18 protein-coding genes are annotated in these 19,686 nt (G+C 40.9%); 8 read left to right on the top strand and 10 right to left on the bottom strand.

What is annotated here, in order from left to right:
- Window positions 1-284: 284 nt before the first annotated feature.
- Window positions 285-3,236, top strand: a complete 2,952-nt coding sequence (locus IQ264_RS18195) for an ATP-binding protein (protein WP_193982230.1) — start codon at window positions 285-287, stop codon at window positions 3,234-3,236.
- A gap of 116 nt (window positions 3,237-3,352) precedes the next feature.
- On the opposite strand, the gene IQ264_RS18190 is transcribed toward IQ264_RS18195, so the two are convergent.
- Window positions 3,353-4,318 carry a protochlorophyllide reductase gene (locus IQ264_RS18190; protein ID WP_193982219.1) on the bottom strand — a complete coding sequence of 322 codons (966 nt, stop codon included), beginning with the start codon at window positions 4,316-4,318 and terminating at the stop codon, window positions 3,353-3,355.
- Window positions 4,319-4,602: 284 nt separating this feature from the next.
- Window positions 4,603-5,331: an HAD family hydrolase gene (locus IQ264_RS18185; RefSeq protein WP_193982218.1), complete on the bottom strand. Its 729-nt coding sequence runs from the start codon at window positions 5,329-5,331 to the stop codon at window positions 4,603-4,605.
- Between the two features lie 130 nt (window positions 5,332-5,461).
- On the opposite strand from IQ264_RS18185, the gene IQ264_RS18180 reads away from it, so the two are divergent.
- Window positions 5,462-6,025 (top strand): Uma2 family endonuclease, encoded by a 564-nt coding sequence (locus IQ264_RS18180; RefSeq protein WP_193982217.1) that lies wholly within the window; start codon window positions 5,462-5,464, stop codon window positions 6,023-6,025.
- Window positions 6,026-6,135: 110 nt separating this feature from the next.
- Complete coding sequence (locus IQ264_RS18175; protein WP_193982216.1) at window positions 6,136-6,771, top strand: ThiF family adenylyltransferase; 636 nt, start codon at window positions 6,136-6,138, stop codon at window positions 6,769-6,771.
- Between the two features lie 40 nt (window positions 6,772-6,811).
- Here IQ264_RS18175 and IQ264_RS18170 read toward each other — a convergent pair whose 3' ends face one another.
- The 3 genes from IQ264_RS18170 to IQ264_RS18160 form a co-directional block, all read right to left on the bottom strand.
- A complete protein-coding gene (locus IQ264_RS18170) occupies window positions 6,812-9,856 on the bottom strand; it encodes an NACHT domain-containing protein (RefSeq protein WP_193982215.1) in 3,045 nt (1,014 codons plus the stop codon).
- Between the two features lie 343 nt (window positions 9,857-10,199).
- Window positions 10,200-10,508 carry an RNA recognition motif domain-containing protein gene (locus IQ264_RS18165; protein WP_193982214.1) on the bottom strand — a complete coding sequence of 103 codons (309 nt, stop codon included), beginning with the start codon at window positions 10,506-10,508 and terminating at the stop codon, window positions 10,200-10,202.
- Between the two features lie 179 nt (window positions 10,509-10,687).
- Window positions 10,688-11,767 (bottom strand): alpha-hydroxy acid oxidase, encoded by a 1,080-nt coding sequence (locus IQ264_RS18160; RefSeq protein WP_193982213.1) that lies wholly within the window; start codon window positions 11,765-11,767, stop codon window positions 10,688-10,690.
- A 112-nt stretch (window positions 11,768-11,879) separates the two neighbouring features.
- Here IQ264_RS18160 and IQ264_RS18155 point away from each other — a divergent pair, with 112 nt between their 5' ends.
- On the top strand, window positions 11,880-12,302 hold the full coding sequence (locus IQ264_RS18155; protein ID WP_193982212.1) for a lysozyme inhibitor LprI family protein: 423 nt from the start codon (window positions 11,880-11,882) through the stop codon (window positions 12,300-12,302).
- 55 nt (window positions 12,303-12,357) lie between these two features.
- Complete coding sequence (locus tag IQ264_RS18150) at window positions 12,358-12,888, top strand: hypothetical protein (protein WP_193982211.1); 531 nt, start codon at window positions 12,358-12,360, stop codon at window positions 12,886-12,888.
- Between the two features lie 16 nt (window positions 12,889-12,904).
- Here the strand turns inward: IQ264_RS18150 and IQ264_RS18145 are convergent, their stop codons facing one another.
- From IQ264_RS18145 to IQ264_RS18140, 3 genes are all read right to left on the bottom strand, one after another.
- A complete protein-coding gene (locus IQ264_RS18145) occupies window positions 12,905-13,114 on the bottom strand; it encodes a hypothetical protein (RefSeq protein ID WP_193982210.1) in 210 nt (69 codons plus the stop codon).
- Window positions 13,115-13,328: 214 nt separating this feature from the next.
- Window positions 13,329-13,460 (bottom strand): hypothetical protein, encoded by a 132-nt coding sequence (locus IQ264_RS33465; RefSeq protein ID WP_265583078.1) that lies wholly within the window; start codon window positions 13,458-13,460, stop codon window positions 13,329-13,331.
- Between the two features lie 27 nt (window positions 13,461-13,487).
- Window positions 13,488-13,793, bottom strand: coding sequence for a hypothetical protein (locus IQ264_RS18140; protein ID WP_193982209.1), 306 nt, complete (start codon window positions 13,791-13,793; stop codon window positions 13,488-13,490).
- A gap of 95 nt (window positions 13,794-13,888) precedes the next feature.
- Between IQ264_RS18140 and hemC the strand changes: the two genes are divergently transcribed.
- Both hemC and glgA read left to right on the top strand, forming a co-directional pair.
- Window positions 13,889-14,854 carry a hydroxymethylbilane synthase gene (gene hemC / locus IQ264_RS18135; protein WP_193982208.1) on the top strand — a complete coding sequence of 322 codons (966 nt, stop codon included), beginning with the start codon at window positions 13,889-13,891 and terminating at the stop codon, window positions 14,852-14,854.
- A gap of 154 nt (window positions 14,855-15,008) precedes the next feature.
- A complete protein-coding gene (glgA, locus tag IQ264_RS18130) occupies window positions 15,009-16,415 on the top strand; it encodes a glycogen synthase GlgA (RefSeq protein WP_193982207.1) in 1,407 nt (468 codons plus the stop codon).
- A 198-nt stretch (window positions 16,416-16,613) separates the two neighbouring features.
- Here the strand turns inward: glgA and IQ264_RS18125 are convergent, their stop codons facing one another.
- Window positions 16,614-17,732 carry a LysM peptidoglycan-binding domain-containing M23 family metallopeptidase gene (locus IQ264_RS18125; RefSeq protein WP_193982206.1) on the bottom strand — a complete coding sequence of 373 codons (1,119 nt, stop codon included), beginning with the start codon at window positions 17,730-17,732 and terminating at the stop codon, window positions 16,614-16,616.
- A gap of 163 nt (window positions 17,733-17,895) precedes the next feature.
- Between IQ264_RS18125 and IQ264_RS18120 the strand changes: the two genes are divergently transcribed.
- Window positions 17,896-19,104, top strand: a complete 1,209-nt coding sequence (locus IQ264_RS18120) for an HhoA/HhoB/HtrA family serine endopeptidase (RefSeq protein WP_193982205.1) — start codon at window positions 17,896-17,898, stop codon at window positions 19,102-19,104.
- A 142-nt stretch (window positions 19,105-19,246) separates the two neighbouring features.
- Here IQ264_RS18120 and IQ264_RS18115 read toward each other — a convergent pair whose 3' ends face one another.
- A complete protein-coding gene (locus IQ264_RS18115) occupies window positions 19,247-19,612 on the bottom strand; it encodes a DUF760 domain-containing protein (protein WP_193982204.1) in 366 nt (121 codons plus the stop codon).
- Between the last annotated feature and the right edge of the window lie 74 nt (window positions 19,613-19,686).

Raw genomic sequence — 19,686 nt, 5'->3', positions numbered from 1 at the left:
ATTTTAGCTTATATTCTCTATCTGTTGTCTGGTGAGTTATCGATAATGTTATGTATCATCTCACTGAAGTCATCTCAACCAATTTAATTACGTATTTGTATTGAAAAGTTTTGTAACAAAATATTTATTAAATTAGTATTTTTACTGTCTTATATTAATTTGAATGATTGTAACATATCTATTTTGATCCTCATAGACAGACTAATTAAGAAAGATTTGCAATACTCTAGAGTTAAATCATCTTCTAAAAAGTTGGAAAAGGTGAAAAGGTGAAAGATTCAACAATGACTAAAACTACTAAAACAATTGTCAAGGAACGGAGAGATTATAACACTTGGGTTGCCACCGAAACCTTAGAAGATTATTCTTTACGTTATGCGCCAAAATCATTTCGTAAATGGTCAGAATTATTAGTAGCTAACACTGCAATAGGCGGGATTTCTTTTCTGGCTTTAGAAGCAATTGGTGGTTCATTGGTAATTAATTATGGCTTTGCTAATTCCTGCTGGGCAATTCTCATTGTTGGTGCGATTATTTTTATGGCAGGTTTGCCAATAACTTATTATGCAGCAAAGTACAATATTGATATAGATTTATTAACCAGAGGAGCAGGTTTTGGTTATATTGGCTCAACCATTACTTCGCTAATTTATGCGTCTTTTACCTTTATTTTCTTTGCTTTAGAAGCAGCAATTATGGCTCAGGCATTGAAACTTTATTTTCATTTGCCTTTATCAATGGGCTATTTAGTTTGTTCGTTAATAATTATTCCTTTGGTTTTCTACGGAGTTACACTAATTAACAAATTGCAGTTGTGGACACAACCAATTTGGCTTTTGCTAATGATTTCGCCTTATATTTTTGTACTTTACAAAGAACCAAATGCTTTAGATAACTGGATACATTTTGCAGGAAATTCCCCAAGCGGTGCAGCTTTCGATCCATTATTATTTGGCACAGCAGCAACAGTTTCATTTTCCTTAATTGCTCAATTAGGAGAACAAGTAGACTATTTAAGATTTTTGCCTACTCTTAGTAAAGATAATCGATTTAAGTGGTGGTTAGCGGTAATTTTAGCTGGCCCAGGTTGGATTATTTTAGGCTCGGCAAAGCAATTAGGTGGTGCTTTTTTAGCTACTTTAGCAATTAAACATGGAGTAGATTTTTCTGTTGCTAAAGAACCAATTCAAATGTATTTAGCAGGGTTTGCAAATATATTTTCCGATCCAAAATTAGTGTTATTTGTCGCTACTTTGTTTGTAATTATTTCCCAAATTAAGATAAATGTAACTAATGCTTATGCTGGTTCTTTGGCTTGGTCAAACTTTTTTTCTAGATTAACGCATAATCATCCTGGACGGGTAGTTTGGTTAATATTTAATGTAGCGATCGCACTTTTATTAATGGAGTTAGGAGTATTTCAAACTTTAGAAGTTGTCTTAGGTTTATATTCTAATATTGCGATCGCTTGGGTAGGGGCTGTAGTTGCTGACTTAATTGTTAACAAACCTTTAGGTTTAAGCCCTTCTTATATTGAATTTAAACGAGCCTATTTATATAATATTAATCCGGTTGGTTTTGGCGCAATGGCGATCGCTTCCTTAGTTGCAATAATCGCTTTTATCGGCGCTTTTGGTAACTATGCTCAAGCCTATTCCCCCTTTATTGCCTTGGGTTTAGCTTTTATCCTCTCACCCATTATTGCCTTAATTACTAAAGGCAAATATTACATAGCTAGGGAAAACCTGCATTGCCAAAATAACGATATTAATTCTTTAATAACCTGCTGCATTTGCGAACAAGAATATGAACTGGCAGATACCGCATTTTGTCCGGTTTATGATGGGCCGATTTGCTCTTTGTGTTGCAGTTTAGATGCTCATTGTCATGATAGTTGTAAAACCTCAGACAGCTATCTTAAAAATCTAACAAAAAATATTTATCATCATATTTTACAGGACAAACTCTCTCCGCAAATGGGGATCAGAGTAGTTAAATTTGGGATAATATTTTCCCTAATTGCTGGATTAATTGGGGCAATTTTGGGCTTTGTCTACTATCAAGGAGTGTTCAATTCACCAGAAGTACCAACAGCAATTCATTACCTAATTCTAAAAATATTTATAGTGTTATATGCCGTTTTGCTCGTACTGACTGGAATTGCTGTTTGGTGGTTAGTCTTGAGTGAAGAAAGTCGAGAATTAGCAGAAGCAGAACTAGACAAACAAAATCAATTACTGCAACAAGAAATTGCTGAACGCCAACAAGTAGAAGCAGCTTTACAAAAACTGACTTATGAATTAGAAATGCGCGTCGAACAACGCACAGCTGAATTGTCGCAAGCTTTGAGTAGTTTACAACAAGCGCAAACTCAACTTGTGCAAACTGAAAAAATGTCTAGTTTAGGGCAATTAGTAGCAGGAATAGCTCATGAAATTAATAACCCAATTAACTTTATACATGGCAACTTAGAACACGCCAGCGAATATATTATCGGGTTACTTGAACTCGTAGAAACTTACCAAAAAGAAATTCCCCAAGTTTCCACTAATATTGAGGAACTCATAGAAGAAATTGAACTAGAATTTATTCAAGAAGATTTGCCTAAATTGCTATCTTCTATGCGAGTTGGTACGGAAAGAATTCGCGCAATTGTCTTATCATTGCGAAACTTCTCGCGCTTGGATGAAGCAGAAGTAAAAGCGGTAGATATCCATGAGGGAATCGATAGCACTTTAATGATTTTAGGACATCGCTTAAAAGCTAAATCAGAATGTCCAGCTATTGATGTTATTAAAGAGTACGGTAACTTACCTTTAGTAGAATGCTATGCTGGACAACTTAATCAGGTATTTATGAACATTTTAGTTAATGCGATCGATGCCTTAGAAGAACAAAATGTTAACCGTTCTTTTGCGGATATTCAGGCGCATCCTAATCAAATTACGATTCGCACAAATGTTTTAGAAACAGCAGGATTTGTGGTAATTTCGATTCAAGATAATGGCTCTGGAATATCACCCGCAGTTCAACCAAAATTATTTGATTATCAGTTTACTACAAAGCCAATAGGTAAAGGCACAGGATTAGGATTATCAATTAGTCGTCAGATTGTAGTCGAAAAACATGGCGGAACGTTAACTTGTAAATCAGAATTGGGTAAAGGTACAGAATTTGCGATCGCAATTCCCATCCATCAAACTGCTAAATTAATGGTTCCTAACACTGTTGCTTAACTAATGTTTAACTAAAGTGAAAGTTGCACCCTTTTGTTGTAAGGACTTCAGTCCTAATTATGCTGACAAAATCAGGACTAAAGTCCTCACAACCAACTTAAATTATGGGTATCAGCTTAACTAAATGAACCCACCAATTTTTGGCTCAAAATCCACATCTTTTCGCCCTTTTCATCATCCCGCGCTTGGGGAGAAACCTTCTGCACAAAAGACTTACCATCTTTCTTTTGTCGATTTCCCCAACTCCAATAAGCACCAGATTGTTTATACTCAGGATCGGCGACTACCATAGCTACTCGTTCGCCAGCTAACTCCTGAGATACATAACCTCCAGTAATGTTCTTTTGGAACAAAGGGAAAAGTTTTTGAAACAACGGATAATGGTTACGGAATAGCGGTGTATCTGCCACACATCCAGGATATAAAGAAGTGAAAGTAATCCCCGTTGAATCATGATAGCGGCGATGCAATTCTCGCATAGTCAGCACATTGCAAACTTTACTATCTTTATAAGCCTTCACGGGTTCAAACTTCTTACCATCAATCATGGTGATAGGATCTTTAAATCCCTGTGCAAAACCCTCTAAATTTCCTAGATCGGGACGTGGCGGAATTTTTCCACCTAACTCATCTGGATTATGGGTTACAGTCCCTAAAATCACCATTCTTTTATCTAGTGCAGGTGACTTTTTCAGATCTTCTAGCATCATATTACAGAGCAGAAAATGACCCAGGTGATTAGTAGTCATAGTTAGCTCATAACCTTCTGGGCTTCGCAAAGGTTCTTTTAATAAAGGCATATAAATTGCCGCATTGCACACCAAAGCATCTAGTGACCTACCGCTTACCCGGAAGTTTTTCACGAATTGGCGAACACTGTCCAGGGAACCGAGATCAATGTGCATAAGACTGTAGCTATCTGGCGACATTCCTACACTTTTGGCAGCTGCTTCGGCTTTCGCTAAATCCCGACAAGCCATAACTACGTGCCATCCTCGCTTCGCTAATGCCTTAGCACCATACAAGCCAACTCCAGAAGAGGCACCTGTAATCACAACTGTTGACTTCCGATTTTGTTCCATTGTCTTCCAACTCTAATGACCATGAGACCATATTCTAGGATCTCATGTCAGTGAGCTAGTAAAGCTAGTGAAAAAATTGTTTTTAATTGAAATTAGGAAAATACTCTCTGCCTGAAACCTAGATCCCCCCTAGCCCCCCTTAAAAAGGGGGGAACTTAATAGCCCCTTTTTTAAGGGGGTTAGGGGATATCTGTGCGTAAGTTCTACAGTAAGTTCTACAATATTATTATGAAGTTTATTTTGCTCAATCTTTGCGTTTATCATTCAATTTAAATAATCATTAGTTAATCACTATTGATGATTGAATTGAGCAATTCAGTAACGCCTGCTCCTCTAGTGTTTTTAGTTACTAAATCTACTTGTTCTTTCACAGCAGGAAGGGCATTAGCAACCGCAACAGAGTAACCGCAAACATCTAAAAATACTAAGTCATTTTCCGCATCTCCTACACCAACGATCGCATCTAGCGAAATCCCCAACTCATTAGCTGCGGCAATTAAACCTGCTTCTTTATCAATTCCTTTTGGTAAAATCATCACTGCACCTTTATTTAAAATCACCTGTAAATCCAGTTTCATTTCCTGAATTAAAGCAAGTGCTTGTACGCTGTAAGGTTCCCAGGTAGCGACGATAACTCGACCAACTCCGACGACTGGATAATCTGACTGAATATGGGCAAATTCTTGAGAAGTTGATTGATTTTTAGCTTGACTTGCTTTGTGAATGCGATCGTTCAATTGTTGAATAAACTCTGCTGATGGACGTTCAGCTAATGGTTTTTCAAGTTTAGTAGCTGGTTGATAAAGTATTGCGCCGTTCTCTGCTACTACCCAATCAAACAAATTGAGACAAGTAGCAATTTTCAACAAATCATCTAACTGACGACCTGTAATTAAAATTAGTTTACGTCCAGAATCTCGCCATTGTTGCAATGCCGCCAAAGTGCGATCGTCAACTTGTCCATCTGTGGCAAGGGTGCCATCATAGTCTGTCGCTAGTGCAAGGTAAGTCATGCGATTTTAGATTTTAGATTTTTATTGCTGAAATTGCTAATTCCAAGGCTGCGATCGCACCAACTAAATCGTCTATCTGTAGAATAGCAAATAGCAGTAGAGCAACTTACTCCCGATCGGGAAACTTTAAATGGTAAAGACCCCTGCTAAACACCTGAGTTTAAGTGATTTCTTAAGTCTACCAGAGACGGAACCTGCTAGTGAATATATTGATGGGCGTATCATTCAAAAACCGATGCCGCAAGGAGAACATAGTGCAATTCAGACAGAGTTAGCACCTGCAATTAACTCGATTTTAAAACCAAAAAAGATTGCCCGTGCGTTTTCTGAACTTCGCTGTACTTTTGGCGATCGCTCAATTGTACCTGACATTTCCGTATTTATGTGGGATAGAATTCCTCGCAAAGAAAATGGTGGGGTTGCCAACATTTTCTCCATTCCTCCAGATTGGACAATTGAAATTTCATCTCCCGATCAAAGTCAAACTAAAGTGACTAAAAATATTCTGCATTGCCTGAAGTATGGAACTCAAATGGGATGGTTAATCGATCCTGAAGAGCGATCGGTTTTAGTTTACTTTCCAAATCAACCAACTGCTGTTTACGAAGAACCAGAAATATTATTGCCAGTACCAGAATTTGCTAAAGATTTCCGCCTAACAGTAGAAGGTTTATTTAGCTGGTTGCTGGAGTAACCAAAGTTTATAATAATTTACTTGAATAAGAGATCTATCTACCCTACCGTAAAGCTGCATTTACATCTGCGTTCATCTGCGGTTAAAAAAAGGATTTCCTCGGAGGCGTTATGTCCATCTTCTTCCACGAACAACTATACAGAACCTCAGAAATAATGGCAAAAATTAAAGATTTTTCCATTACTATTTGTGGTGCAGGTGCTTTAGGTGCAAACATTACCGAAAATTTGGCGCGATCGGGTTTTACTAAGTTGAGAGCGATCGATCGCGATCGCATCGAAGAACGCAACCTTTCCACCCAACCATATTATCGTTCCGATGTCGGCGCTTTCAAAGCCAAAATTCTCGCTAACTCCCTTTATCGCGCTTTGGGAGTAACTGTAGACGCACAAACGAAAGAATTAACCGCGACAAATGCAGCACAATTAATTTCTCTTAACTCTTTAGTTATTGACACCTTTGATAACAGCATCGCCAGAAAAGCAGTCAAAGATTACTGTGAAAATGCTCATCTTCCTTGTTTGCACGTCGGACTAGCGGGAGACTACGCCGAGGTAATTTGGAACCAAGAATATCGCGTACCTTCCCCTGCAAATGATGATGTCTGCGACTACCCTTTAGCACGCAATTTAGTTACTCTTGCAGTCGCCGTTGCTTGCGAAACAATTGTTACTTTTGTCGCCACAGGTAAACAAAACAATTTCACGGTTACTTTGGCAGATTTGGTAATACACAGCTATTGTTAGAGACTGAGCATTGGTGACAAGGAAAATGATTTCTTTTTGTTTATGAAAATTGCTGCAATTGTTCCTTAGCAAACTCCCGCAACTTCTCATCAGGGTCATTTTCAGATCTGTCGCGCAATAACTCCAGCGTTCGGGGATTATCGCGATGATGTTTTAGAATTGCTTTAAGAGCAGTTTGTCGGGGGTTAACTTGCCAATCAAACTCACGATCAAAGGGATCGTTGATGGCACAATTGTAGAAAAACTCAAACATACCAGGCTTATCACTCCAATTTTGGGCGATCGCATCCACTGCTGCTTGTCGCACATACTCATTAGCATCAGACTGAACGAAGGATTGGAGTAGAGGTAGGGTTTGCGCGTCTTCTTTGTAATTTTGTGCGATCGCATACACTGCTACTTTTCGCACATCCCAATCCGCATCAGACTGAACGAAGGATTGGAGTAGAGGTAGGGTTTGCGCGTCTTCTTTGTAATTTTGCGCGATCACATCGACTGCTGCACGTCGCACCCACAAATCTGCATCAGACTGAACGCAGGATTGGAGTAGGGGTAGGGTTTGTGCCTCTTCTTTGTAATTGGAGGCTATCGCATACACTGCTGCATATCGCACACTCGAATCCGCATCAGACTGAACGAAGGATTGGAGTAAGGGTAGGGTTTGCGCGTCTTCTTTGTAGTTGGAGGCGATCGCATACACTGCTGCACTTCGCACAGCCGGATTCGCATCAGACTGAACCCAGGATTGGAGTAGAAGTAGGGTTTGCGGGTCTTCTTTGTAATATTGGCCGATCGCATTCCCAGCTGCACGCCGCACCCACCAATCCGCATCAGACTGAATGCACGATTTGAGCCAAGGCAAAGTATCGGGATCATTTTTCCAGGTAGTTGCGATCAAGCCAATAATTTTGTCAACTGTATACAAATCGTATTTTCCAACTTCTTGGATAGCATTTTTCAAAGCATCCAGCAGTGATGCAGAAGTTGATTTAATAGTAGAGATATTTCTCACCTCTATCAGACATTCAGCCGCCAAAATTGAATTTCTAAACCTATATCCATCTTTCTGACCCATCAAGTACTCAATCATCACCCCCGCTACATTTTCCCCAACCATCCCGCAAATTAACCGCAACACTTCATGCCAAGATTCATCCTGCCAATGTTTCCCAAACACCTCCGTTTTTAACTCCTCCTCCGTCAAAGTGCGCTGCTTTTCAAACCTCTCCACAAACTCCCAAGCGCAGAAATATTCCAAAAACGTGCGGTGAACAAAACCGTAATACTCATCACCCAAATAACAGAGAATAAAATTGCGTTCCCGCAGTTGGTTAATCAGGATTTGTGCTTTCTCGCGAGGTTGGGAAAAATCCCGATCCTTCAAAAACTTGGTAATAATTTCCAGCAACTTTTCCCGACTGATGATATTTCCCTGAAGTCCCTTTTCTCCCGACTGCATTTCATACGCAATCTGCCGCAACATCGCCTGTTTTTCTGGACTTTCAATGGCATCAGGCGAAATTTGTAATTTCTTATGATCCACATCCCAAGCGTACAGCAACACCTTTGACGCTTCCTTATACAATTCTGCTCGATTTCTCGGCAATTCTTGGCGGCGGTTGAGAATTGCCATTATCGTCAGCAGCAGGGGATTTACGGCGAGTTCGGCAATAGCTTTAGAACTATCAATGGCATTTTGCAACCGCTGTTGTAAAATTTCCTTATCTGGATCTTTCGCCAGCGCCAAATCGTGCCAATTTTGGAGAAATTCTGCGATTTGTTCTGGTGCCAAATCTTGCAGCGTGAAGTGACGAAACTCGGCATTTCCCAAAGGTTCCGGGTTATATCCAACAATGCGGGAAGTCACCACGACTCGCGCTTTTTTGTATTCGTTGGTAAAGCTAATAATTTCGGTGATTACCTCTTCTTGGCGATCGCGATTTATCACCTCATCCAACCCATCAAACATCACCAAGGCACCATGCGATCGCAATTGTTTATCCAAATCTGCCTGATTTAGCTTTTGGATCGTGCGAGTTCCCTGGTGGAAAAACTTCAAAAAGCTGGTAGGTGCTGCGCGATCGGGTGCGTATCCCCGCAACTCTACTAATAATGGTAACTGCTCGGTTGGTTGCTCTGCCCACTGCAAAGCCAGATATTGTAATAAAGTCGATTTTCCCGAACCCGGATCGCCTAAAATTACCACATAAGGAAGTTTGGGATCTTTAATAACTTCTAAGATCGATCGAATCGGTTGTTGAAAATAACTTTCCCGATAGCGATGTAAATCTTCTTTGGTAAATTCCGCTTCAATTTGTCCAGATTCGCATAAACTGCGCTGAATTTCTTTCGGCAAATCGTAGCGCGAAGGCGGTAATGCTTCCCGCACCATTTGCGGAATAAACATTTTCCACAATTTCAGGCGATACTGATCGTTTGTCATATCAACAACGTTCAGTTTCAGGTAGCCGTAAAACTCCTGTAAACTTTCCCGATATAGTTCTAAATCGAGTTTAGGAATAATTCCTGCGATCGCTTCTAATGCTTTCGCTGAAGCCGCTGTATTTTCCGCAATACTTTCTAAGTTTTCCGAATCCAAAATTGCTCTTAATTCATCCGACTCTCGCCGAATTTCCACCACCTTTCGGCAATAACGTTTAGCAATTAATTCCCAATCAAATCCAGAAGGTAAGGACTTTAAATCTAAGGTTTTCCAAATCTTCTCTAATGCTTTAGCATCAATTATTTGACAATCTCTTTTAAAGGCACTACCCAAAATTTCTCGCGTCGTTTTATCTTTCAGAAATAAACTCAGAGATTTGCTGTATTCTTTCGCCTCTTGTTTATTCAAACCTTGCGCCTGTAACTCGTCCTGCACCAACTCCAAAAACTGTTTGATAGCTTTCTTGGTAGCAGTAGGCAGAATAATTTCCAGACCCTTTTGAGAAATGCCACTTGGTAAACTTTTAAAGAAATCTTTTAACCAATCTTTCGCTGCATCCTTGGCGATTTCGTCTAATTTTAGCTCTTTGAGAACCTGCTGGAAAACAAACCCAGTTAGCCAAGCAATCCCCGCTTCCAACATAGTTTTGACTATAAACTCTGAAATTATCCACAAGTATAGCTTTTAACAATAGAGACTGCGTAGGTAAGAAATTAATGCGAGATGCAAATTTACCAACTACCCATTATACCAAATCCGGGTTGATTAACCCTTTTTTGGAGAACCGCGAAGACGCGAAGATCGCAAAGAAAGAAGAAAGAAGATAAAGGGGGTTCTTAACCCGGATTTGGTATTACCTATTACCAATTACCTACAAAACAATAAAAAATCCTGTAGTTACTGAAAACAACAGGACTAAAAAAAACTAATGGGGGTAGAACAAAAGGAAATTACTTGCTAATATATTTCGCATTTTCCCAAAGTTTTAGTAACGGCGTTGTTGCCGATTATTACCGTCCCAGCCGCCACCCGCAGAAGCTTTTCTATTATCTTCACGAGGTTTAGCTTTATTAACTTTTAAATCGCGACCCATCCACTCAGCGCCATCCAAAGCTTCGATCGCAGCATCTTCTTCTGCATCTGTGGACATTTCCACAAAACCAAAACCTCTGGGACGACCTGTTTCCCGGTCTGTTGGTAAGTGAACTCGCTTAACAGTTCCATACTCTGCAAACACATTAGTTAAATCTTCTGCTTGAACCGAGTAAGAAAGGTTGCCTACATAAATGGACATGAATGATCTCCGAAGCCAGAGTAGTCTAAATTACATAGCAATTGAGATTCGGAGACAAGTCTGCCTATATTATTTGTAAATACTAAAAACACAAGCCGCACCGAATTCAATCTCGCTACATAAGTATAACATAAAAATGTTTTTATTTTATGGTAAAAATTCAACTTTTATATCAACAGTTACCCTGAGATAACCATACTGAAATCGACATCTTTTAAAGTAGCACAGCCACTTAAAGCCATAGCTAAATCTAATTCATCCCTTAACAGTTCTAACACTTTTTGTACACCTAGCTGTCCATCAACAGCTAAACCCCATAATACAGGTCTTCCTAAAAGTACTGCTTTTGCTCCCAATGCTAAGGCTTTTAAAACATCAGTACCGCGACGAATACCGCCATCCACCAAAATTTCTGCTTTGTCTCCCACTGCTGCGACAACATCAGTTAAAGCATCAATAGAAGCGATCGCACCATCCAATTGTCTACCCCCATGATTGGAAACAATTATCGCTTTTGCTCCATATTCTACCGCTCGCAAAGCATCATCTCCGCGCAAGATTCCTTTTACTACTAAAGGTAGAGGCGAAATTGACTGTAACCAGTCTAAATCTTTCCAAGTTAAAGCCGGGTTAAGCTGTTCTAAAAAATAGCTAAATAACCCAGATTCATCTTGATGATAAGAAATTTCTAAATCAGTTATATTTGCTAAATTTGCTAATTCCATTCCTGGAGGTAATACAAATTGATTGCGTCTATCTTTTTCACGCCTTCCTAAAACTGGTGCATCCACAGTTAAGCATAATGCTTGAAAACCTGCTTTGTAAGCCCGTTCTACTAATGATTTAGTCAGTTGGCGATCTCGATGCACGTATAATTGAAACCAACGCAAACTATCAACCGCCGCCACAGTTTCTAAAGTCTTAGTTGCCAAAGTACTTAATACCATTATTGTTCCCAATTCTCGCGCCGATGAAGCCGTTGCTATCTCTCCTTCAGGATGCGCTAAACACTGAAAAGCCATTGGCGCAATTAAAATTGGCATCGTCAACTTTTGACCGAGAATAGTAGTACTTAAATCTCGCTGACTCACATCCACTAACATTCGCGGACGTAATTTATACCTATTAAAAGCCGCACGATTATCCTTTAATGTTACTTCATCCCATGCCCCACTAGCATAATAATCAAATGCCATTGGCGATAAACGCGCTTGTGCTAGTGGTTCGTATTCAAATAAATTAATAAGTTTAACAGTCATTCGATTTTAGATTTATCGACAAGCTGGATCGTTATCCAATTATATACTCGATCGAATTGCCATCAGAGAAATTTCTGTTAAGTTAGAATTAATAGTTATTTGACACTAGTATATGCAAAAGTTTGTCCTTGCGATCGGCAGCGCCGCAACTATTTTTATCCTATTCCTCGCCATCCGTACTTTCGGTAGCGCCCCATCTCAATCATCAGCTTTGCAAGTAGCTCAACAACCAAATTGTAAAGATCCGCAAACGCAACTAGAAATCAACATCTGTGCTGGCATAGAATATCGAAATGCTGATAAAAGACTCAATCAAGTATACCAACAATTAATGCCTAAATTATCTGCCGCAAGAAAACAAAAATTCATCTTAGCTCAAAGAGCTTGGATTAATTTTCGCGATGCTAATTGCGAATTTGAAAGGAGTCAATTTGAAGGCGGAACAATAGCTCCTGCAATTCAAGCTGGTTGTCTGACACAATTAACAAAAACTCGAACAGCACAGTTAGAAAAATATATAAAATCAGATTTATAAGCTTGGATAAAGTATAATCTTTTTAATCCATTTTAGTGAATCAAAATAGTTTTGTATGAAATCCAAATCAATTCTGGGAGTAGTAGCTATTTGCACCGTTATTAGTAGCAGTTTTTTAATGTTACCTTGGCAATCAACAACGGTTTTCGCTCTAATAAACGTTCCCACTAATCAAGTTATTTCACCAATTAAAGGTAAAACACAAGTACCGATATTGATTCCGAGCAAGCTACCTTTTAGCGAACTAGAAAAAGTATATTTTAATAGTGAAGTAACAGACAAAGGTTACAGTGTTTCATTTAATTACACGCCTGATTGTCAAGGAACACCTTGTTATATTGGTTCTATTGAAGCAGAAAGAGGCGGTGAATTTATTAAGCCAGAAAGAGGCATAACTAGAGCATTTAAAAGGGTTAGGTTAGCAGGAGGAAATCAAGGAGTATTTCATAATGGCTGTGGTGCATATTGCACGGCTACATTGGAATGGAAATATCAAGGAATTTTGTATCGAGTAACTATTAAAAATGGAGAAGAAAAAGATTTAATTGCCATTGCTAATTCAGCAATTCAAGCTGGTAGACGTTAAATTTTATAATTTTCAGTTACCAATCTGAATTGCAAATGGCGTTTCCTTCAGAAGAATAAGGATCGACACGCCATTGCAATTCCTGATTAATCGCCTTTAAACTATAGTTTTCAGCCTCTAAATGAGCTACTTTTGCTTCCAACTCTTGAATCTGATTTTGGTAGATTTGTTGTAGCTGGATAAACTTGTCAAGTTCCTGCTTTGGCAGTACTAAACTGCTACGCATTTAAATTGAATATTTAGGCTGATGGGGAGATGGGGGGATGGGGAGAGGGATTGACGGTTTTTGCCTAACACCAAAAATATACAATTTAGATGCGATGCAAGCTTAATAAGTAAATCATGAAACAATTATCCTATTTAAGGATTAGGTTTTATATTCCCAACATAGTTTTGCTTTCCCAGCAGTAGCTCAAATGTGATTCAGACGTAAATTTTTGTTAAGATTCGCGGTAAACTCCCCCATTTTTTGAGGCATAAATTCTTTTGCCATTTTTCCAGGCAAAAGAACGAGGTTTTCGCCATGTTTTTGATTCGCGCTTGCGACAAGCAGTAGCATCTAATTCAGACATTTCCATTACTAGTTTATTAAACTCATGCTATTTATCCTTTAAGGACGAGTTGATAGATCCGGCAAATTGACAAGCAAAGATTGTCAAAGTCATCCATGACATTTGAAAGTCGTCCCCAGAGAAATTATTTTTCAATTTTTTAGTTTCAATAGGGTTGAGCGAAGGGTAGAATTTATCTCGGATTCCTTGAGCAATAATCTGATTTCCTTTTCTTTGACTATGCCATTCTTCAATTTGCTCTGAGGTTTTAGCCTGCTGTAGTAACTGTTCGCCTGGTAAATTTTCTAAAAGCTGGGCGATTTGCTCTAAAAATTCAACATTGTTTTGAGTCATAAGTAAAACTAGGCTACTTTACTGAATCAGAGGGTCACGCACTGAGGTAGTCTAGATCAAGTGATTTGATACGCTCCTTTGACAATAATTGCTTTATGTCCCCTGCTGTTTCCAGTCCCCCGCGCATTATCCGCATTGCTTCTCGCAAAAGTCAACTTGCCCTAGTGCAAACCTACTGGGTACAAGAACAACTCCAGAAACACTTCCCTGACAGAACCTTTGAAGTCCACACCATGAGTACTCAAGGCGACAAAATCTTAGATGTTGCCTTAGCCAAAATTGGCGATAAAGGACTATTTACCAAAGAACTAGAACTGGGAATGATTAACCAGGAGACAGACTTTGCTGTTCATTCCTTGAAAGACCTGCCGACTAGATTACCAGAAGGCTTAGTTTTAGGTTGCGTTACCGAAAGGGAAAACCCTGCTGATGCTTTGGTAGTGCATGAAAAATTCAAAGACAAGCAACTCGAAACCTTACCCGAAGGCGCAGTGGTGGGAACTTCTTCCCTGCGACGTTTAGCTCAGTTGCGCCATCGCTTCCCTTATTTGACATTTAAAGACATTCGGGGGAACTTGAATACCCGACTGGCGAAATTAGATGCTGGGGAGTTCGATGCCATAATTTTAGCAGTCGCGGGATTACAAAGGTTGGGAATGAGCGATCGCATCCACCAAGTCATCCCCTCCGAAATTTCCCTCCACGCCGTCGGACAAGGTGCATTAGGCATCGAATGTCGTGCCGATGACACCGAAATTCTCTCCCTCATCAAAGTATTAGAACACACCCCCACCGCCCAACGCTGTTATGCCGAACGCGCCTTCTTGCGAGAACTAGAAGGTGGTTGTCAAGTACCCATTGGTGTTAACACCGTCATCGAAGGCGAACAACTTACCCTCACCGGAGTAGTTGCCAGTTTAGATGGACAAAAATTAGTCAAAGATAGCATTACCGGAAATGCTACCGATGCCGAACAACTGGGTACACAACTAGCACACACATTGCGCGAACAAGGAGCTTCCGAAATTTTAGCCCAAATCTTCGCTGAAGTCGGACGGTAACATATTAAAGTGTTGAGTTATGAGTGTTGAGTTTTGAGTTATGAGTTTTAAGTTAATTCAAAACCCATAACTCAAAACTCAAAACTTTACTAGAAGCAGTATTCTTTCTTGCTAAACTTCTCTAACGAACTATTTCAGGCAACCCCAAAAAAAAATGCGGATTCTATTTGTTGCAGCTGAAGCAGCCCCCCTAGCAAAAATAGGCGGTATGGGGGATGTCGTTGGTGCCCTGCCCAAAGTCCTCAGAAACATGGGGCATGATGTTCGGCTTTTTATGCCTTACTATGGCTTCTTGCCGGACAAAATGGACATTCCCAAAGCCCCAATTTGGAACGGCAGTGCTATGGGGCAAGACTTCGCTGTTTATCAGACTCTCTTCCCCAACAGCGATGTTCCCTTGTATTTATTCGGTCATCCAGCATTCTGGCCCCGACGGATTTATTTTGGAGAAGATGAAGACTGGCGGTTTACCCTGTTTTCCAATGGCGCAGCCGAGTTTGCCTGGAACTACTGGAAACCAGATATTATTCACTGCCATGACTGGCACACGGGGATGATTCCTGTGTGGATGAATGAAGACCCGACTATTAAAACAGTCTTCACGATTCACAATTTGGCATATCAAGGCCCTTGGCGTTGGCGTTTGGAACAAATTACCTGGTGTCCTTGGTATATGCAAGGTGATAACACGATGGCAGCAGCAATTCTGTTTGCTGACAAAGTGAATACAGTTTCGCCTACTTATGCCGAACAAATTAAGACCCCTGCTCACGGTGAACGTCTCGAAGGGTTGTTATCTTATGTCAGTGGCAAGTTAAGCGGTATTCTTAACGGCATTGATACTACTAGTTATGACCCAGCTACAGACAAACACATTGCCAGAAACTTCACAGTCGATACGATTGAAGAACGCCGCTTCAATAAAGTTGCTCTCCAAGAAGAAGTCGGTTTGGAAGTCAATGCTAATGCTTTTTTACTTGGTTTGGTGTCGCGGTTGGTAGAACAGAAGGGAATCGATCTGATGATTCAGATTTTAGACCGCTTCATGTCCTATACAGATTCGCAGTTTATCCTTTTGGGTTTGGGCGACCCCTACTACGAAAACCAAATGTGGCAAATTGCTTCTCGTTATCGTGGTCGGATGTCTGCTTATATCCTGCAAAGTGATTCTTTAGCCAGAAGAGTTTATGCTGGGACGGATGCGTTCTTAATGCCCAGCCGTTTTGAGCCTTGCGGAATTAGCCAAATGTTGGCGATGCGTTATGGTTCTGTGCCAGTTGTGCGGCGTACTGGTGGTTTGGTTGATACTGTGACTCACCATGAACCGACGGATCACGCAGGTACAGGTTACTGTTTTGACCGCTACGAACCTTTAGACCTTTATACCTGTTTAGTTCGGGCGTGGGAAGCTTTCCGGTACAAGAAGGAATGGCGCGAACTGCAACAACGGGGAATGCGGATGGATTTCAGCTGGTATAAGTCCGCTTATGAATACGAGAAGTTGTACAAATCTCTTGTCAATCCTTCAACCGATCAACAACCAGAATTAGCTAATGCTTAAAGTTAAGGTACTGTTGAGCTAATTTCTCTGTGTTTTTCTTGACAATTTGACAAAGTTATGTGTTTTGGTAAGTGCGATCGCTCTTTGTGGTGCGATCGCACTTTATTTATGCTGGGGACTAGGGACTGGGGATTTGGGACTGGGAAAGTTTTGAGTATCCCCTTGTCTCCTTGTCTTCCCTGCCCCCCTGCCTTCCTGCTACTGCACGCTACCCGGAGGAGGGATGATGATATTTATAGGTTGGTTAGTTTGAGAGGGTTGTACTATGCGTCCGGTTCCGGGGGGTAGGGGGATGACGGCGGGTTTATTGCGATCGCCAGATATTCCGGTTTCTGCTGGGGGTGGAGGTAGATTTGCTGGAAGATTGAACACTGGCTGTTGTTCGGTTTCTGGTACAACTAGAGGCGAAGTACTAGAGTTGCTAGTTTGGGTGGGGGTTTCCACTGTACCAACCATTTGCCGTAGGTAGGACTTGGGATCTTCTGCTACCCAGCCTAAATCGGAGTTATAACGCACCTCAAAATGTAAATGGGCAGTTTCGGTATCTGGGCTACCTGAAGTACCAACAGTTCCTAATTGTTGCCCTTGTCTTACTGGTTGTCCAGTAGTAACAGTAATACTACCCAAATGTGCATAGCGCGTTTGTTGCCCTTCTTGATGATTTACGACTACCAAATAACCATAATCTCCGCGATCGCCAGCATAAGCCACTACGCCATCCCCAGCAGCTAAAACTGGCGTACCTGGGTTAGCGAGTAAATCTAACCCACTGTGAAAAAATACTTTGCGCGTACTCGGATGCAGCAACCAACCATATCCCAGCGCCACAGGTGCAATATTTGGTAAAGGAAAGCCTTTGAGATTGGAATTCTCAATAAAATTATTGTTGCCCGCTGGAGACCAGTTTACCCCTGGCAAAAAGACAATTCTCAGGTCTTCCTGACAGCCGTTAGCTTCATATACTAAAATCTCTCGGACTTTATAAGCCGCAGCTACTTCTCGCCAAGTTTGATTTGGGGGAACTTCTACCGCTATACCATTAAAAGGAGGAATGATGATTTCACTTCCTGCGCGGACTTCGCCTTGTCTGATGCTAGGATTCATTCCCATCAAGGTGGCAGGAATCAGGTTATAAAGTCTGGCAATACTGTCTATTGTCTCCCCTGGCGCAACTAAGTGTCTTTTGAGCCTGGATAAAGCTGGTTCAGGACAGTTGAGGTTATTAGCCTCGGCTGCATTGGCTTTTATTCCCACAATGGGAATATTTAGCCATAAAAGTGTGATGAGAAGGGTCAGTTGTCCTTTGTTAATTTTCATTTGCCGATCGTTCCATATCCTTCGCCATTTGTTATCTTCAAATTTTTATAGCCCTTTGTTCCCAACATAAGCTTCACTGCCCCTGATCGGGCAGGTCGCCAAAAAAGAACAGGCTAAATTAGATTTTGATTACTAGTTTCTGTGTGTTTGGGCATCATAAATTATGAGTTTATCTTTTAAACAACTGACTCTTTATTTAACTTTACTGAGCTTAGGTGGTGGGGCAGGTATTCTGGGTAGCCGCTATCTACAATCAGAAAATCCGATCAGACAGACTGCCTCAATGACACCCATGATCCAGCAGCCGCTACCACCTCAGCCCAGCCCATCGTTCAATAGGCTGCCGATTTCACCGAGTAATGTTAATTTTATCGCCGAGGCAGCCCAAAAAGTTGGCCCAGCAGTAGTTCGGATTGATGCGGCGCGTAAAGTAGAAACTCCTTTACCAGAACTGTTTCAAAACCCTCTATTTAGAGGGTTTTTTGGTAGTGAGAAGCCTGTTCCATCCGATGAACGGGTAGAACGGGGTACGGGATCGGGTGTAATTTTGTCTACAGATGGGCGGTTGGTGACTAATGCTCATGTGGTGGCAGGAGCAGATATTGTCAGAGTAACGCTCAAAGATGGTCGATCTCTGGATGGTCAGGTGATCGGTGTGGATCAACTTACTGATGTAGCGGTGGTCAAAATTGAGGCGAAGGATTTACCGACGGCGCGGGTGGGTAGTTCACAAAATTTGATTCCGGGAGAGTGGGCGATCGCAATTGGTAATCCCTTGGGTTTGGATAATACCGTCACTGTGGGGATTATCAGCGCCACAGGACGTTCTAGTTCCCAAGTCGGTGTCCCAGATAAAAGAGTTAATTTTATTCAAACTGATGCTGCCATTAACCCTGGAAACTCTGGGGGGCCTTTATTAAACTCTAATGGAGAAGTAATTGGGATTAATACAGCGATTCGAGCTGGTGCTCAAGGGTTAGGTTTTGCTATCCCGATCGAAACTGCTCAAAGAGTCGCTAATCAACTGTTTGATAAAGGGCGTGCAGAACATCCATTTTTAGGCGTTCAAATGGTGACTCTCTCTCCAGAAATGAGAAACAAAATTAGTCAAGAAACAGATTTGAAAATTACTCAAAACCAGGGGGTGTTAATCGTGCGAGTTCTGGAAAAATCCCCAGCGGAAAAAGCAGGTCTACGCGCAGGTGACATCATCGAGAAAATTGGCGATCTGACTGTTCAAGATACTTCTGCTGTGCAGCAAGTGGTGGAATCTAACGAGGTTGGTGTTGTCCTGGAAATGGAAGTGAACCGCAATGGTCGCAGACAAAAGCTCCAGGTAAAGACAGGAGTTTATCCTAAAAAACTGAATTAGCACCAATTTTAGATTTTAGGGGATTTTAGATTCTTTAGTTAATTTCTGCGATCTTCAAGCTTGCGTAACTGTGAATCTAAAATCTCAAATCTAAAATTGATACAGGTTCACTTCCTGAGTAATTACGGAGAGTGCCATTGGTTTAAAAGGCTGACCCACCAGATTTTTCATCTTTGGCTGAGTCTGAGAGTGTATGCGACCCTAAAAGACTCTCTTCTAACTGCATCCTTTGTTCCATCTGGCGGAGAAAATAACCAGTCATCATCGCGGAAGCTAGCAGCCCAGCCAAGTTTTCCCGGTCTGTAGTAATTTCGACATTAAAATGTTCCCCAGGCAGCATCCCCACTAAACCTTGGACGTTCTGGGAAATAATTTGTTTGATTTCGGGACTGACTGACTTAGCTACACGCTCCAAAACCTCCGGCGACTGATGCTGGAGATAAGTCAACAACTCATTAGTTTGAGTATCTTGCGCGTTGCTACTGAGATGGTTTGGGTTAAAGACCATGTGAATCCCACTTGTTTTACTATTACTAATCTAATCGATTTTGATATGAATGAAGGGGATTGGGGACTGGGGAC

It is taken from the genome of [Phormidium] sp. LEGE 05292, assembly GCF_015207735.1.
Lineage (GTDB): Bacteria > Cyanobacteriota > Cyanobacteriia > Cyanobacteriales > Aerosakkonemataceae > Floridanema.
The sequence above is the reverse complement of the archived record's forward strand: the minus strand, read 5'-3'. Positions and strand labels throughout refer to the sequence as shown.

Excerpts from the sequence above, each read along its gene's own strand:
- IQ264_RS18195 (WP_193982230.1), top strand. The coding sequence starts at position 285 with ATGACTAAAACTACTAAAACAATTGTCAAGGAACGGAGAGATTATAAC.
- IQ264_RS18190 (WP_193982219.1), bottom strand. The coding sequence starts at position 4,318 with ATGGAACAAAATCGGAAGTCAACAGTTGTGATTACAGGTGCCTCTTCT.
- IQ264_RS18185 (WP_193982218.1), bottom strand. The coding sequence starts at position 5,331 with ATGACTTACCTTGCACTAGCGACAGACTATGATGGCACCCTTGCCACA.
- IQ264_RS18180 (WP_193982217.1), top strand. The coding sequence starts at position 5,462 with ATGGTAAAGACCCCTGCTAAACACCTGAGTTTAAGTGATTTCTTAAGT.
- IQ264_RS18175 (WP_193982216.1), top strand. The coding sequence starts at position 6,136 with ATGTCCATCTTCTTCCACGAACAACTATACAGAACCTCAGAAATAATG.
- IQ264_RS18170 (WP_193982215.1), bottom strand. The coding sequence starts at position 9,856 with ATGTTGGAAGCGGGGATTGCTTGGCTAACTGGGTTTGTTTTCCAGCAG.
- IQ264_RS18165 (WP_193982214.1), bottom strand. The coding sequence starts at position 10,508 with ATGTCCATTTATGTAGGCAACCTTTCTTACTCGGTTCAAGCAGAAGAT.
- IQ264_RS18160 (WP_193982213.1), bottom strand. The coding sequence starts at position 11,767 with ATGACTGTTAAACTTATTAATTTATTTGAATACGAACCACTAGCACAA.
- IQ264_RS18155 (WP_193982212.1), top strand. The coding sequence starts at position 11,880 with ATGCAAAAGTTTGTCCTTGCGATCGGCAGCGCCGCAACTATTTTTATC.
- IQ264_RS18150 (WP_193982211.1), top strand. The coding sequence starts at position 12,358 with ATGAAATCCAAATCAATTCTGGGAGTAGTAGCTATTTGCACCGTTATT.
- IQ264_RS18145 (WP_193982210.1), bottom strand. The coding sequence starts at position 13,114 with ATGCGTAGCAGTTTAGTACTGCCAAAGCAGGAACTTGACAAGTTTATC.
- IQ264_RS33465 (WP_265583078.1), bottom strand. The coding sequence starts at position 13,460 with ATGTCTGAATTAGATGCTACTGCTTGTCGCAAGCGCGAATCAAAAACA.
- IQ264_RS18140 (WP_193982209.1), bottom strand. The coding sequence starts at position 13,793 with ATGACTCAAAACAATGTTGAATTTTTAGAGCAAATCGCCCAGCTTTTA.
- hemC (WP_193982208.1), top strand. The coding sequence starts at position 13,889 with ATGTCCCCTGCTGTTTCCAGTCCCCCGCGCATTATCCGCATTGCTTCT.
- glgA (WP_193982207.1), top strand. The coding sequence starts at position 15,009 with ATGCGGATTCTATTTGTTGCAGCTGAAGCAGCCCCCCTAGCAAAAATA.
- IQ264_RS18125 (WP_193982206.1), bottom strand. The coding sequence starts at position 17,732 with ATGAAAATTAACAAAGGACAACTGACCCTTCTCATCACACTTTTATGG.
- IQ264_RS18120 (WP_193982205.1), top strand. The coding sequence starts at position 17,896 with ATGAGTTTATCTTTTAAACAACTGACTCTTTATTTAACTTTACTGAGC.
- IQ264_RS18115 (WP_193982204.1), bottom strand. The coding sequence starts at position 19,612 with ATGGTCTTTAACCCAAACCATCTCAGTAGCAACGCGCAAGATACTCAA.